16 protein-coding genes are annotated in these 14,953 nt (G+C 36.7%); 12 read left to right on the top strand and 4 right to left on the bottom strand.

Annotation, left to right across the window (positions count from 1 at the left end; translation table 11 throughout):
- Nucleotides 1–140: 140 nt before the first annotated feature.
- From DPQ89_RS07985 to DPQ89_RS07960, 6 genes are all read left to right on the top strand, one after another.
- Nucleotides 141–1,571: a multiheme c-type cytochrome gene (locus DPQ89_RS07985; RefSeq protein ID WP_206611144.1), complete on the top strand. Its 1,431-nt coding sequence runs from the start codon at nt 141–143 to the stop codon at nt 1,569–1,571.
- Complete coding sequence (locus DPQ89_RS07980) at nt 1,571–2,026, top strand: hypothetical protein (RefSeq protein ID WP_127716402.1); 456 nt, start codon at nt 1,571–1,573, stop codon at nt 2,024–2,026. The genes DPQ89_RS07985 and DPQ89_RS07980 overlap by 1 nt, the downstream gene beginning before the upstream one ends.
- A 2-nt stretch (nt 2,027–2,028) precedes the next feature.
- Nucleotides 2,029–2,532 (top strand): hypothetical protein, encoded by a 504-nt coding sequence (locus DPQ89_RS07975; protein WP_127716401.1) that lies wholly within the window; start codon nt 2,029–2,031, stop codon nt 2,530–2,532.
- The gene (locus tag DPQ89_RS07970) at nt 2,532–3,470 is read left to right on the top strand and encodes a 4Fe-4S dicluster domain-containing protein (RefSeq protein WP_127716400.1); all 939 of its coding nucleotides are present in this window, start codon (nt 2,532–2,534) and stop codon (nt 3,468–3,470) included. The genes DPQ89_RS07975 and DPQ89_RS07970 overlap by 1 nt, the downstream gene beginning before the upstream one ends.
- 10 nt (nt 3,471–3,480) lie before the next feature.
- Entirely contained in the window at nt 3,481–4,692 is a 1,212-nt protein-coding gene (dsrP, locus tag DPQ89_RS07965; protein ID WP_206611143.1) for a sulfate reduction electron transfer complex DsrMKJOP subunit DsrP, read from the top strand.
- 78 nt (nt 4,693–4,770) lie between these two features.
- A complete protein-coding gene (locus DPQ89_RS07960) occupies nt 4,771–4,938 on the top strand; it encodes a twin-arginine translocase TatA/TatE family subunit (protein ID WP_127716399.1) in 168 nt (55 codons plus the stop codon).
- A gap of 51 nt (nt 4,939–4,989) precedes the next feature.
- Here DPQ89_RS07960 and DPQ89_RS07955 read toward each other — a convergent pair whose 3' ends face one another.
- A complete protein-coding gene (locus DPQ89_RS07955) occupies nt 4,990–5,841 on the bottom strand; it encodes a fatty acid desaturase (RefSeq protein ID WP_127716398.1) in 852 nt (283 codons plus the stop codon).
- A gap of 183 nt (nt 5,842–6,024) precedes the next feature.
- On the bottom strand, nt 6,025–6,906 hold the full coding sequence (locus DPQ89_RS07950; protein ID WP_164848308.1) for a M48 family metalloprotease: 882 nt from the start codon (nt 6,904–6,906) through the stop codon (nt 6,025–6,027).
- 282 nt (nt 6,907–7,188) lie between these two features.
- Here DPQ89_RS07950 and DPQ89_RS07945 point away from each other — a divergent pair, with 282 nt between their 5' ends.
- From DPQ89_RS07945 to DPQ89_RS07935, 3 genes are all read left to right on the top strand, one after another.
- The gene (locus DPQ89_RS07945) at nt 7,189–7,500 is read left to right on the top strand and encodes an NGG1p interacting factor NIF3 (RefSeq protein WP_127716396.1); all 312 of its coding nucleotides are present in this window, start codon (nt 7,189–7,191) and stop codon (nt 7,498–7,500) included.
- A 62-nt stretch (nt 7,501–7,562) separates the two neighbouring features.
- Nucleotides 7,563–8,006: a LexA family transcriptional regulator gene (locus DPQ89_RS07940; protein ID WP_127716395.1), complete on the top strand. Its 444-nt coding sequence runs from the start codon at nt 7,563–7,565 to the stop codon at nt 8,004–8,006.
- Nucleotides 8,003–9,289: a Y-family DNA polymerase gene (locus tag DPQ89_RS07935; protein ID WP_127716394.1), complete on the top strand. Its 1,287-nt coding sequence runs from the start codon at nt 8,003–8,005 to the stop codon at nt 9,287–9,289. The genes DPQ89_RS07940 and DPQ89_RS07935 overlap by 4 nt, the downstream gene beginning before the upstream one ends.
- Here the strand turns inward: DPQ89_RS07935 and DPQ89_RS07930 are convergent.
- A complete protein-coding gene (locus DPQ89_RS07930; protein ID WP_127716393.1) occupies nt 9,286–9,834 on the bottom strand; it encodes an NAD(P)H-dependent oxidoreductase in 549 nt (182 codons plus the stop codon). The two genes, DPQ89_RS07935 and DPQ89_RS07930, sit on opposite strands and share 4 nt — an antisense overlap.
- An 81-nt stretch (nt 9,835–9,915) precedes the next feature.
- On the opposite strand from DPQ89_RS07930, the gene DPQ89_RS07925 reads away from it, so the two are divergent.
- Nucleotides 9,916–10,827, top strand: a complete 912-nt coding sequence (locus DPQ89_RS07925; protein WP_127716392.1) for a LysR family transcriptional regulator — start codon at nt 9,916–9,918, stop codon at nt 10,825–10,827.
- A gap of 2 nt (nt 10,828–10,829) precedes the next feature.
- On the opposite strand, the gene DPQ89_RS07920 is transcribed toward DPQ89_RS07925, so the two are convergent.
- Nucleotides 10,830–12,092, bottom strand: coding sequence for a hypothetical protein (locus DPQ89_RS07920; protein ID WP_127716391.1), 1,263 nt, complete (start codon nt 12,090–12,092; stop codon nt 10,830–10,832).
- A 287-nt stretch (nt 12,093–12,379) separates the two neighbouring features.
- On the opposite strand from DPQ89_RS07920, the gene DPQ89_RS07915 reads away from it, so the two are divergent.
- Nucleotides 12,380–12,616: a chaperone NapD gene (locus tag DPQ89_RS07915; RefSeq protein WP_164848307.1), complete on the top strand. Its 237-nt coding sequence runs from the start codon at nt 12,380–12,382 to the stop codon at nt 12,614–12,616.
- An 11-nt stretch (nt 12,617–12,627) separates the two neighbouring features.
- Entirely contained in the window at nt 12,628–14,952 is a 2,325-nt protein-coding gene (locus tag DPQ89_RS07910) for a molybdopterin-dependent oxidoreductase (RefSeq protein ID WP_127716389.1), read from the top strand.
- Nucleotide 14,953: the final 1 nt, after the last annotated feature.

Here is a 14,953-nt window from a genome sequence, read left to right as displayed (position 1 = left end):
AAAACATTTTGAAATTTAGCTGATATATATCATATATTTATATGGCTTCTACATTTCCATGACAATTACTTTTAGACTATTATGGACCGATAAAATAGTAAAATTATAATAGTTTAATAGATATTTAAAAAGGGATGTTTATGAAAAGAATCTTCTATTTCGTAGCAGTGATGCTGCTCACACTACAGGTCCAGGCATCTGGAAAATTAGACAAACTTTCAAACAAATCAAAGAAATGTATGGAATGTCACCAAAAGACATCGCCTGCTATTGTTGAGATGTGGGGTGCTTCAAAGCACTTTAGAGGAAAGGTTGGATGTTATGAATGTCACCAAGCACAAGCGACCGATAAAGATCAGTTTATGCATCATGGTGAACGTATTTCAATCATCGTTTCTCCTAAAGACTGTTCGAAATGTCACTCACATGAAGTTAAGGAGTTCTCTGAGTCACATCACGCACAAGCTGCGAAGATCTTAGGTTCTCTTGATAATGTTCTTGCTGAAGTTGTTGAAGGTAATAGTGGATTTGTAACACCTGCATTCCCTGAAGGTAACTCTGCAGCAGCTGTAAATGGTTGTTGGCAATGTCATGGTTCTGAGGTGAAGGTTCTTAAAGGCGGAAAGCTTGACCCTGCAACTTGGCCAAATACAGGTATTGGACGACTAAACCCAGATGGTTCACGTGGTTCATGTTCAGCTTGTCACTCAAGACATAAGTTCTCTGTTGAGCAGGCCAGAAACCCTGAAAACTGTGGTAAATGTCACATGGGACCAGATCATCCTCAAATGGAAATCTATAAAGAGTCTAAGCACGGTATTGCTTACTACGCTAATAAAGACAAGATGAATATGGACAATGGTAAATGGATTCCTGGGCAAGATTACAATGCCGCACCAACTTGTGCTACTTGTCACATGTCTGCAACTAAAGATATGCCTGTTACTCACGATGTTGGTTTAAGAATTTCATGGAATAATAGACCAGCGGTTTCAATTAGACCTGAAGTTTCAGATAAGAAGCTAGGTCTTCCTGGACAGCATATTAACTGGAAAACTAGAAGAAAGAACATGAAAAATGTTTGTCTCAGTTGTCACAATGGTAGCTATGTAGACAACTTCTACACTCAGTATGATGCCTTAGTTGAACTTTATAATGAAAAATTTGCTAAGCCAGGTTTAAAGCTTATGGCAGCAGCTCAACCACTTCTTAACCCAGTTAAGTTCTCTAATGAGTTAGACTTTATTTGGTTCGAGATCTGGCACCACGAAGGAAGAAGAGCACGTCATGGTGCGGCCATGATGGGGCCTGACTATACTCACTGGCATGGTACTTATGAAGTTGCAAAGCATTTCTATGCAAAGCTAATTCCTAAGCTTAAGAAACTTGCTAAAGAAGCAATGGCAGACTCTGATGCTAAAGTTCAAAAAGATGGTAAGAATCTTAAGAAAGTAATTGATGAAGTTCTTAATCAAGAAAATCACAAGTGGTTCTTAGGTAAAATGTCTGACAAAGAAAGAGCTAAGAGAAAGAAGAATGCTGAAGACTTTAAGAAAAGGTACGAGAAATAATGAGTGAAGAACATCTCGTTTTAGATGAGCAAATTACTATTACTGATATCTCTCAAGCGGTTAAGGATATGCCCGAAAACAAGGGCTTTATCCTCGCCGATGAAGACAAGGGTGTAAAACCTCAATTCGCAAAAGAGATATCAGCAATCTACCTACTTATGCACTGGCCTTTTATCAATATTGATGGGCCAGTGAATATTGATGAGGAACAAGGGCTCACTACTTCAGGTGTTAGCTTATACGCAGCACTTCTTCCACACGGAAAGAAGTTTGTGGCCGAAATCTTTATGGCCAGTGAAGAAACTCAAAAGTATATGGGGTCTGTAAAGGCCTATTCTGTAGAGTTTCCCCAGAACCATTATCAAGAAGATTATGATGAATGGTTAATGGAAGAGCTTGCCAAAAAAGTTTTAGGCGTTAATCGTGAAAAAGTCTTGGGACATAACTTAGGATAATAATGAAAATAATAAAGAGAATCACTATTGCATTTGTACTCTTGTCCAGTGTTGTTATTGCTGATGATCTTGTTGAGATAGAAAGTAGGGGACTGTCTATAAAGAACTTTCCATGTATGAAATGTCATGGAGATTTCACTCATGATAAGATTAATGAATTACCTCTAGCTACTCCACATGAAAGATTAGAATTTAAGCACCATGATAATATTAAGAATTGTTATTCTTGCCATGATAAAGGTGATCGAAATCAATTAGTTCTTCATACTGGGGAGAAAATTGGATTTGATCAAAGTTATCGCCAGTGCTTCCAGTGTCATGGTGAAAAAAAGCGTGATTGGGAACTTGGGATTCATGGGAAAATGGTAGGGAGTTGGAGCGGTAAAAAGTATAAGTCTACTTGTACAAGTTGTCATAACCCACACAAACCAAAATTTAGACTCATGAAGGCTGATCCTGGACCAGTTCATCCGCAGGGAAAGAAGCATAATGGGGGAGGTCACTAATGAGTGATGACAAGAAAAGTGATAATAGAATTGAGCATATTTTTACTAATGCTTTAAATAAAAAGATTAAGAGAAGATCTTTTATAACTACGGCCCTTGGTACCTCTGCAATAACTGTTGCACCTGTTAAGAGTGTCAACGCTTTCTCTTTTGAGAAGTTCTTTCAAAAGCATTATAAAGAACTCACTCCTAAGCAAAAAGAGAAAGCATTTAAAAGAATTGCTAAAGAAACTAAGGCCAAGTATGGAGTTGATGTCAATGTCGGTGATCACTTACCGCTAGATGGTGTTAAGTATGCATACTGTCTAAACCTCTCTACATGTAATGGAAGTAGAAAATGTGTAACAGCTTGTGCTGAAGAAAACAATATTCCAAAAGAGATTGGAAGTTATATACGTGTTTTAGAGATGCCTATTGGAACAATGAACCCTGAAAAAGGTTCTCTATTCTATGAAGGTGAATCTGTTCCAAAAGATGGGAAATACTATTTACCTGTTCAATGTAATCACTGTGATAATTCTCCATGTACTAAAGTTTGTCCAGTTGAAGCAACTTGGAAAGAGAAAGATGGAATTGTTGTTGTTGATTACGATTGGTGTATTGGCTGTAGATACTGTCAGACAGCTTGTCCGTATGAAGCGAGACACTTTAATTTCAAAGAACCTACAATTGATAGAGCTAAGATTAATACAGAGCAATCATATCTAAGTAATAGAATAAGACCAAAAGGTGTTATGGAAAAATGTACTTTCTGTTTACATCGCTCAAGAAGTGGACAATATCCTGCTTGTTTAGAGGCATGTCCAACAGGAGCACGTAAGTTTGGTAATATCTTAGACCCTGAAAGTGAAGTTAATCAAATCTTTAAGAATAAGAGAGTCTTTGTTCTAAAAGAAGAGCTTAATACACTTCCTCAGTTTTTCTACTACTTTGATTAAAGGGAAAGTTATGATTGAGTATTTAAATTTTTGGAAACGAATGTTAATAGCTGCCTTTAGTGGTGGCAAGATTTTTAAAATATGGATTGGTAGTTTATTTGTTACTTGTTTAATAGGTCTATTTTTCTATATTCGACAACTTGAGTATGGACTCGTTGTGACAAATTTATCTGATGAAGTTAGTTGGGGTGCATATATAGCAAACTTTACTTTCTTGGTTGGTGTTGCTGCTGCTGCTGTTCTTCTAGTTGTTCCGGCCTATGTTTTTAAAGTTAAGGCAGTAAAAGAAGTTGTTATAATTGGAGAGCTTCTCGCTCTATCTGCAATTATCATGTGTATGATGTTTATTATGGTTGATATGGGCAGACCTGATCGTTTCTGGCATGTTATTCCATTCATAGGACGACTCAATTTCCCGCAGTCTATTCTGGCATGGGATGTTATAGTTCTTAATGGTTACCTCGTTCTTAATATGCACATACCTGGTTATCTTCTTTATAAATACTATAAGAATCAGAAACCAACTGAGAATTATTACAAGCCCTTTGTTTTTATCTCAATCTTTTGGGCCGTATCTATCCATACAGTAACCGCATTTCTATATAGTGGACTTGGTGGACGAGCATTTTGGAACACAGCGATTTTAGCTCCTCGTTTTTTGATTAGTGCCTTTGCTGGAGGTCCAGCTCTTCTTATTCTCGTCTTCTTTGCGATTAATAAGTACTATGACCATATGAAGGTTAAGGAATCTGTATTTGAATTATTAAAGAATATTGCACGTGTTGCGTATCCGCTAAATTTATTTCTTCTTTTTTGTGAAGTATTTAAAGAATTCTATACTGACAGTGCTCACGTTGCATCTGCTCAGTATCTCTTTACTGGTCTTCACGGACATAATCTATTGGTTCCTTATATCTGGTCGGCGATAGCTTTTGGAGTTTGGACAACTTATGTGTTCCTAAGTCCAAAGCACTCTAATAACTATAAGGTACTTATTCCTACATGTGCTATCGGTTTTGTTGGGATTTGGATTGAAAAAGGAATGGGACTTATTATACCTGGTTTTGTTCCTTCACCACTTGGAACTATTGTTGAATACACTCCATCAGTGGGAGAGTTCTTCGTTTGCCTAGGAATATGGGCCACAGGAGCTTTAGTATTCACACTTATGGCCAAAGCTGCCCTAGATATTTTGTCTGGACAACTTAGAATTAATTCTTAGTTTTATGGATAGGGTTTATTTACTATAGGTATCAACTTGTTATATATCTATAAGATATAAATTATAAAAGGAGTTAATATGTTTGGTTTAGGTACAGGTGAGATGTTTATTATAGGCCTTGCTGTTTTACTCTTATTTGGTGGTAAGAAGATTCCTGAGCTTGCTAAGGGCCTAGGACAAGGAGTGAATAGCTTCAAAAAAGGTCTGAATGATACTGAAAAAAATGACGACAATAAATTAAGCTAGTCTTTATTCATTTGATAAGGTCAAAATGTACTGACCTTATCAAAATTCCTCTTAGGCCTTTTTAAGTAACCCAAATGGCCTAATCGTACTTATTCCTTTAGAGATCCAATCAAGAATTCTAAACATGAACATTGGCTTGCCGTAACACTCTGGTGGAATATCTGCTTTGAGCTTTTCGTGCAGCATAGGTGTTTTAGACCAATGAAGACCGAATTTAATATGGTGGGCAGTGTGATAACCTAAGTTTCCTGTAAGTCTATTATACCAAACAGAATCCACAATATTTCGGCTTGCTTTAACAGGGTCTTGAGTATCTAGACCAGTATGGTGAGAGTAAGTTGCATCGGCCGTTAAAATAAGCGATACAATCATTGGTATCCAAAAAACGAGTAGAGCAGGAATAGGTCTGTAGAAAGTAAGAGCTGTAACTAGAGTAAGTGTAGTTGCTGCCATCCATATGAACTTCTTTAAAATCTTTGGATGCTTCTTACCAACCTTGTAGGCCCTCGCGTAACTTGTAACAGATACTTCTGCCGTATATCTAAGCCTTCCCATTGTTTGGCCTTTTAGATCTTTCCATCTCGACTCATCTTTATGTTGGTCAAGGTAATTTAAGTGATGGCCTAGGTTATGGTGAAGAACCCATGTAAAGCCAAATACACCTGTCTGAAGTCCGTACATAAGTTCTAAAATTCTATTTAAAAGTGGTATCTTAAACGTCTGACAGTGCTGATGATGATGATTCCACGAGCATATATTTCCCTTTGGCCATATACCTAGAAAGAACCAAAATACGAGAAAGCCAATGCTTTGCACATTTAGATAAATGAGAATATCTATTAAAAAGTATGTTGAGATTATTAAAACAGGTAGGCGATCTTCTTTATAATTAAAAACTGTCATATATTTCCATAAATTATTGGGTTGAATAATACTACCTTTAGGATTTCAAAATTCAATGTTTTTTTATATTTAGTAGTTGCTGCTTTAGGACAAAATAATATTAATTTTATGAAAGTTGTAAAATTAATAAAAAAAAGGCCTACATTTCTGTAGGCCTTCTTTGATATTATATATCACACGCGTTTAGCTTCTCGGTGGTTTGAACCAACAAGTTGGTCTTACACCTGAATCATAACCATCAACTCTTGCACAAGTTCCAACTGCGAAGTCAGCATCGCTTACGTCAGTATATGCATCTTTATCACAAATTGCACCACTCCAGTAAGTATCTAGACGACACTGAGGAGCTGGGTGATTGTGGTTTGTAGTTGATACAGTTGAAGTATCAGGTGTATCAAACTTTAATTCAGTAGTTAAATTTCTAAGAGCTCTGAAAAGGTTACCAAGTGAAAGACCTGCCATACCACCTCTTTGACAGATTAGTACTTCAGCTTCACTAGTAAATTTCTCGTTACAAGTCTTAGTTACGATTTCTGGAATGTCCATATTAGCAACGATAGTTGCGTTATCATCATTTTCCATGAACTTTCTTAAACATTTAGATGTTGCGAAATAATCAGACTGACCTTCGTTTGATGCCCATGAAGAACCAAACCATGACTTCTTCTTAGGTTGTCCACCAATGTGGTGACCAATTTCGTGACAGATTACTGTTGCAAATCCATCAACAGTGATTGTTTCGTGTCTTGCTAGACCACCAAACATTGACACTTTCCAAGTATTACCAGTCTGTTGAGCGTAAGCGTTAACAGTTCCGTCTTCCCACTTTCTTTCAACTAGAAGTCTTTTTCCTCTTTCAGCAAAAATTGGTGCATAGATAGCAGATACTTTGTCGATTGTTGAGTTGAACTCTTCTTTCGTCATTCCATTAACATTTTTTGCATCAGCTGGGATATGAAGAGAGTTCTCTTCAACAATTCCACCTTGACCATGTTGATCACAAGCTATTGTTTGTCCACTGAATGCTAGCATAGCAACTAGAGTCGCCAGAATTCCTTTTCTCATTATGTTCCTCCATGAAAACATGATATTTTTTTTCCTGTTCTATTAGTGTTAAGAATTCGTCTAGATTTGTAAAATATTTTTTGCTTATACTTGGCCAATGTAAGAAACTGTTAGGTATTTCACAAGATTACACTTAACTAATTTTTAGTAAGCATTTGTTTTTATTACTATATAAATTAATTTCTTGTGAATTTAGTTCATTGCTAAGTTTCTGTTTTTTTGTTTCCTGGCCTTGTTTTAAAGATAGATCCTGCTGTAAGATATTACTTATTAGGAGCTTTTATGAAGAAAATTATTGTTTTTGTACCGATCGATCATAAAGAAATATTAAAAGAATCTATGTTCAAAGCAGGTGCGGGAAGAATAGGAAATTATGATAGCTGCTGTTTTGAAACTGTGGGTGTAGGCCAGTTTCGTCCCTTAAAAGGGAGCGATGCCTTCATTGGAAGCGTTGGTCTATTAGAGTCAGTCCAGGAAGTTAAGCTTGAAATGGTTTGTCAGGATGAGATTATTAGCTCAGTCATTGGGGCTATGAAACAGTCTCACCCTTATGAAACAATTGCCTATGAAGTCTATTCGATTGAGCAATATTAACTGGTTATGGGTGTGTTTGCGTAAGTTTTGCGTAAGTTGTCCTCTTGTGATATCCTCATTTCATGAAGGATATACCTAGGTTTTACTCTCTTTTGGATTTAGAGACTCCCTTGTTTACAAAGTTGTTTGGAACTCATGTTTCATGTGGATTTCCTAGTCCGGCCGATGATTACTTAGAAGGTAAACTCTCGTTAGACTCTCTGCTTGTTCAAAGACCAAATTCTACATTCTTTGTTAAGGCCGAGGGCCAAAGTATGGAGCCTCTCATTCTTAGTGGCGATCTACTTATTATCGACCGTTCTGTCATGGTTAGAAATGGTGATATTATTCTTGGCATAGTCGATGGAGAGTTTAGTATTAAAAGATTTTTTCGTGACCATGAGAAAGTTATCCTTACTCCTGAAAATGAAAAGTTCAATCCAATTGTAATTAAAGATGAACTACGTTTTGAAGTATGGGGTGTTGTTATTCATATTATTCACTCATTAGTAAGACGTAGCCTGTGAAGAAAGTATTTGCTCTTGTTGATTGTAATAGCTTCTATGTTTCGTGCGAGAGGCTTTTTAATCCCTTGCTTAAAAATCGTCCAGTTGTTGTTCTCTCTAATAACGATGGTTGCGCCGTGGCCCTGTGCCAGAAGGCCAAGGATATTGGAATAAAGAGAGGGGAGCCTTTTTTCAAGTTACAGGACAAGCTCGAAAAGCATAAGGGTGTTGCCTTTTCTTCTAACTATTCTCTATATGGTGATATTTCAAATAGAATTATGAATGTTTTAGGAGGACTTTGTCCTGAGATGGAGATCTATTCAATCGATGAGGCCTTCTTGAATTTATCGGGAATGGAGCACTTGGGTCTAGATGAATATGGTAGAGTATTAAAAACGAAAGTCTTTGAGCAAATCGGCATTCCTGTTAGCGTAGGCATCGCCCATACAAAAGTTCTAGCTAAGGTTGCCAATCATCATGCTAAAAAATCTGCCAAGGCACAGGGAGTGTTGGATCTTACTTGTGAAGAGTATATCGATGAGGCATTAAGGAGAATATCTATTGATGATATTTGGGGCATTGGAAGGCGTTCGGCCGAGAAGTTAAAGCATCTTGGAATCTATACAGGTCTTGATTTTAAAAACTATTCTAATGAAAGAAAGATTCTAAAGCTACTTACCAAAGTTGGTAGACAAGTTCAGGACGAATTACGAGGTATCAATTGCTTTGACTTAGAGTTGTCATTGAAAAAGAAAGAGCAAATTATTTCGTCAAAGTCTTTTGGACACGGAGTAATTTGTAAGCACGAGTTGCGAGAGGCCCTTGCTAATTATATTTCAAGAGCAAGTGAGAAAATGCGAAATCAAAATAGTAGAACGAGGACGCTTACTATATGGCTTACGACAAACCCCTTTTCCGATACTCCTCAGTACTTTAATAAGGCGAGCATGAGTTTTATGGCGCCTACTGGAGATTCAATTTTCTTGATTAGAAAATCCTACGAACTTTTAGATCGAATTTATAAGCCTGGCTTTATCTATAAAAAAGCAGGGGTCTCTCTTAGTTCTCTCGTTGAAAAAGATATGTGCCAGTTAAGCTTTTTTGAGAGAAGTGATAACCTTAAAACAGACGCTCTGATGTCAGTATTAGACCAGATTAATCAAAGAGAAGGTAGAGGAACTATCAAGTCTTTAGCGTGTGGAATCGATCCTCTTTGGACAACTCTATGTAAGAAAAAAAGCTCCCACTACACAACAAGATGGGGCGAGCTTTTAAAGGTTGATTTGGATAAATATAGTAGCTAGAAAGAATTTAGTATCTTCTTTCTTGCATTAGAATCTAGTTTTCCAACTTCTCCTATCCGATTAACGTTTTTTACTTTGATTCCACAAAAACCTAAAATATCTCTTTTAAGTATTTTTGTAGCAGGGTCTCTTTGCAGAAACACTCGATACCAATTAGGAGCATCACTTAGAAGTATTAAATCTGCCGTTTTATTGACTAGAAGTTTTTGTTGTAATGCTTTGCCCTTATGATATTTAAAAGCGAAGTCGGGAAGTAAAACCTTATCAAAGAATCCCTTTAGAAGTGCAGGATAAGTGGACCACCAAATTGGAGAAGTTATAATAATATGATCGGCCCAAAGTATTTTATTTTGAGCATCTTGCAAGTCCTTCTCTAGTGGTGTCTTGTCAGAAAAACCTTTAAAAATTGGATTAAATTCTAGACTCGCTAGATTTATAATCTCGCAGTTCTTTGACGAGCTAAGGTTTGTTTGATGAATTTTATTGGCAATCTGAGAAGTAAAACTTTCTAAGTCTGGATGGCCATTGATGATTAAAGTATTCATATATTCTCCTTTTACTATTTGATTTTAGTGTAAAAAGATATATAAATAAAATGAATATATTTTATATGGAGTATAAAACTTATGAATATAAGAAACTTTGATTTGAACCTACTGGTAGTACTAAATGACTTTAATAAAACTAATAGTATGAGTAAAACAGCAGTGAATCTTGGACTTTCGCAACCTGCTGTAAGCCATGCTTTAAAGAGACTAAGAGAGAGTCTTGGAGATGACTTATTTGTAAGAACAGGAAAGCATTACTCACCGACTGAAAAAGGTAAGGAGTTGTCGGCCTTCGTTGAGTCTCATTTAAGGGATCTAGAGCAAACTCTGTTTAAGAGTTCTGAGTGGAGCCCTCATGAGTCAGATAAGCACTTTACTTTATCAGGAACGTCATATGATTCATTTACTTGGTTTCCAAGTTTAATGCAGTCGCTAAAGCTTGATGCACCAAAAGTAAACATGACTTTTAGAGGTATAGTTATTGAAGAGTTTCTTGAGAGAATGATAAGCTCAGAAGTGGATTTAAGCTTTGCTGGAAATTTGGAAATGATTAATAACTTTACAATCGAAACTCTAGGGGAGAGACACTTTAGTCTCATAGCGAGTAATTCTTCGAGAAGGTATACCAAGAATATTTCATTAAAAACTTACCTCGAAGCTCAGCATGTACTCTATACTCCAACTGAAAAACCCGGAAGTGATGTAGATAAACTATTAAAGAAAATGGGACATAGGCGTAATATAACAATTCGAACAAGCTATTTGAACTCAATTCCAATGTTAGTAAGCCAAAGAGATTTTCTCTCTATTGTACCAACATTCTTTGCAAAGAAAGTTGCAAAGCTCTATGGGTTAAAGGTTTTAAATGTACCTTTTGAGATACCGGCCTTTAGGCATCAAATGATTTGGCACAAGAGTAAAGATAACTCATCATCACATCTGTGGCTTAGAAATTATATCAAAGATAATTATAAAGATTTTATGCAATAGATTTAAAAGAAAGTGAGAAAAGGAATTCCGACACTCAGTCCCCACATTGTTGCACGAGAGTCATTGTGTTTCCAGTTAATATAGTTGAGCTCTAAAAACCATCCCTTTCCCATTCTTATCCATATATTTTCGTAATCAGTCTTACTAGAAGTTGAAAGAAACATTCCATAAGATGCCGTATAGTTTTCTAGGCCAAAAGCATGCCTGTAAACGACTTCGAAACCTTGCGGAAAGATGAATTGATGCTCTAGGTCATTAAACGAGTCATACTTAAAGGAAAGACCTTGGGCCCCTAATAGAGGAATGAGTTCAACTCGAGAGTCAAAGGCAGTGGCCAGTGTATAAGCAAAGTATATACCTGAATTATTGAATAAAGTTTTGTTGTAAACGAGGGCATCAAAAAAGCGTAAGCTAGAGCTTTCATATAAGTCATACTTTCCATAAATCATTAGTGATGGTGCTAAGGTTCCTTTCTTAGCAGAGTGGGTTTTTGAAGCATCAAGTGAGTATGGACCAAATCCTAGAGCGGTTTTAAGTCGAGGGATTTTCTTAGGTAGTTTTGCGCTTAAAGATACCTTTAAGCTTGATCCAGATTTAGAAAGAAGAGGAATCGATACTTTTGAATTGTCTTGGAGAAAAACTTTTATTGGAGAGTCTGATCCATCTGCAAGTAAGTAATTGGTAGTAACTAAACTTACTACAAGTCTTGGTCTTTCATTGCCAAATCGACCTGTCTTTTCGAGACGACAACCAACACTAAAGTATTCTCCATCAAGCCCAGTAATATTTAAATGAAAAGGTACACATGAATAATCTATATTAGAAGTCGACGTTGAATTTGTCGCTTTCTTTTTCTTGGCAAACATACTGATTCTTTCAATAAGTGCTGCTCCATTATAGATCTCAATATCTTTTGGATAGAAAAGATTTACATAGACTTCGCTGTAGAGGTGATCATTTTTAGATACTGGGATAATATTATGACCTTCATATTTGATGAAGATATCTCCTGACTCTTTTAATCTAAGGCCAATTCGTGCACGAGGAGTAAGAAGATTCTCCTTATCTCTGACCCATTGAACTGAGTCTTTTACGAAGTTGGCCCTGACAAGCTTATTGTGCTTCGATTTCTTTAGCTTAAAATCTCTAAGATTAACTGATGAGCGTCCTTGAGCAATTTCAACAGGACCAATAGTGAAGGAGAAGCTATTGGCGTGTCCTATGGCCGGAATAAAAAAAAGAAAAATTAATAAGAAATATTTCATCTGACAATTATAACAATAGGGCCGATATCTACAGAATAAGGAAAAAAACCATAATTGTCGCAATTACACGACTCTTTTACTAAATATCAATGGTAGCAGTGGGTTTAACCAAACATAGTTTTTAGACTCTACCTTAATTTATTCTCTATTTTGAATACAATCCTATTTTGTGTCCATTTTGTAGGTATATTTACTATTTAAATCGTAATTTGAATGATTTGTATCATGTTTAAGTACATGACAATGCATTAATATATCTCACATAAACGTAAGAAATGGAGACTGATATGCCTATATCTGGTGTTGTTTTAGAAGTTGGTGCTGGCACCGAAAGAGAAGTTGCGAACTCATTCATCGATGTTCGAGGAATTGAAGTTCAACAAATTGGAATAAATCACCTCATTCTAACCACAGATACTGCTAGAGCAGAAGAAGATAGGGCCTTAACTGAGGCCTTAGAGAGATGGCCTGGGGTATTAAGTGCCAAAGTTGTTTTTACTAATATGGAAGACTGTATAGATTAATAAGGATAGTTATGACTTTATCAAGAAGAGATTTTTTAAAAGATATAGCAACAAAGTATGCTATTGCAATGGCCGGAATTAGTTTCTTTCCAGGTCTTATAGCCGCAGATACACATGGCGAAGATATTCTAAATGACCCTACAATGAAATGGGAGAAGGCCCCATGTCGTTTTTGTGGAACTGGCTGTGGAACAATGGTTGGTGTTAAAGACGGTAAGGTCGTTGCAGTTGCAGGGGATAAGCAATCTCCAGTAAATAAAGGCTTTCTATGTGTAAAAGGCTATCACTTGCCTGCAGTTCTCTATGCAAAAGATAGACTAACGAAACCACTTATTAAGAAAAATGGAAAGTTTGAAACTGCGAGTTGGGATGAGGCACTAGATCTTATTGCAAAGAAGTTTAAAGCAGCTGGTCCAAAAAAGAGTGCTATGTACGGTTCTGGACAATGGACTTTACAAGATGGTTATGCCGCTATGAAATTTATGAAAGGTGGAATGGGTTCCAATAACCTTGAAGCAAATGCAAGACTTTGTATGGCCTCAGCAGTTGTTGGTTTCATTACTTCATTTGGTAAAGATGAGCCGATGGGTTGCTATGATGATTTCGAAACAAGTGACAATTATGTTATGTGGGGAAATAATATGGCGGAAATGCACCCCGTTTTATTTTCGAGAATCACAGACTATAAAAGAAATAATCCAAAGGTTAAGATTATTGATTTAGGAACTAGAAGAACTAGAACAACTCAGATGTCTGATATGTATCTTGAGTTCAAGCCTCAATCAGATCTTGCAATTGGAAATGCCATTTGTAATGAAATTATAAAGAATGGTTGGGTTAATGAGAATTTTGTAAAAAAACACACTCTCTTCAAAGAGGGGACTACTAACATTGGTCATGGTCTTGAAGGTGTTAAACCTCCTAAGATAACTGGGACAGTTATCAGCTTCGACAAATTTAAAAGTTATATAAGTAAGTATACTCCTGAATACGCATCAAAAATATCTGGTGTTCCAGCATCTCAAATTAGAGAGTTGGCCAAGATTTATGGCGATAAGAAACAAAAAGTTATGAGTCTATGGTGTATGGGTGTGAATCAACACTCAAGAGGAACGTGGATGAATAATATAATTTATAATATTCATTTGCTTACAGGGAAAATTTCACAGCCAGGTAATAGTCCATTCTCTTTGACTGGACAGCCGTCGGCCTGTGGAACTGTTAGAGAAGTTGGTACCCTTACTCATGGTCTTCCTGGTGGAAGGATTGTAAAAAAAGCTAAACACAGAGCATTTGCTGAAAAAATTTGGGGAGTTCCAGCTGGAACAATTCCAGAGAAACCATCAATGCACACTATGGCCATGTTTAGAAAGTTAAAAGATGGAGATGTTACGGCAATGTGGATTCAAGTTACAAATCCAATGCATACAATTCCTGATAGACAGAAATTTTTGGAAGGAATAAAAAAGAATAAACCATTTATTGTTGTTTCTGATATCTATCCTACAGCAACTACTGAAATCGCTGACGTTATACTTCCTTCAGCGATGTGGGTAGAAAGAGAAGGTTGCTTTGGTAATAGTGAAAGAAGAACGCAGCAATGGAACCAGCTTGTAGAAGCTCCAGGTAAAGCGAGACCTGATTCTTGGCAAATTATTGAAGTGGCAAGAAGAATGGGATATGGAAAACTCTTTCCATGGAAATCTGATAAGGAGCAAGCAGAAGGACTTTATTCAGAGTATAGAAAGTTTACAGTTGGTGTAGGTAAAGATCTTGCTGAGTATTCTCATCTTAAAGAAGCTCGTGGATTGCGATGGCCTGTTGTTGATAAGAAAGAGACAAGGTGGCGCTATAGTGAAGGACATGATCCATACGTTAAAGCGGGAGAAGAGTACTCATTCTACGGTAACAAGAAACATGATAACAAAGCAGTTATTTGGTTTAGACCATTCGAGCCTGCCGCAGAGATACCAACTAATAAATTTCCATTTTGGCTATGTACAGGACGTGTCCTTGAGCACTGGCACTCTGGAACAATGACTAGAAGAGTGAAAGAACTTCATCAGGCAATGCCAGAAGCCTATGTTGAGCTGCACCCAGAAGATGCTAGAGAGTTGGGTATTTCAAATGGTAACGACGTCAGAGTAACTTCTAAAAGAGGTAGCATTGTTTTAAAAGCATCGATTAACGAAAGAGCTGTTCCGCAAAGAGGGTCAGTATTCGTTCCTTTCTTTGATGAAAATAAGATGATCAATAACGTGACTCTAGATAATTATTGTCCTTTATCATTTGAGCCAGATTATAAGAAATGTGCTGTAAGTGTAGAGAAGGCCTAAG

The sequence above is a fragment of the Halobacteriovorax sp. HLS genome (genome assembly GCF_004006665.1).
Classification (GTDB): domain Bacteria; phylum Bdellovibrionota; class Bacteriovoracia; order Bacteriovoracales; family Bacteriovoracaceae; genus Halobacteriovorax.
The sequence above is the reverse complement of the archived record's forward strand: the minus strand, read 5'-3'. Positions and strand labels throughout refer to the sequence as shown.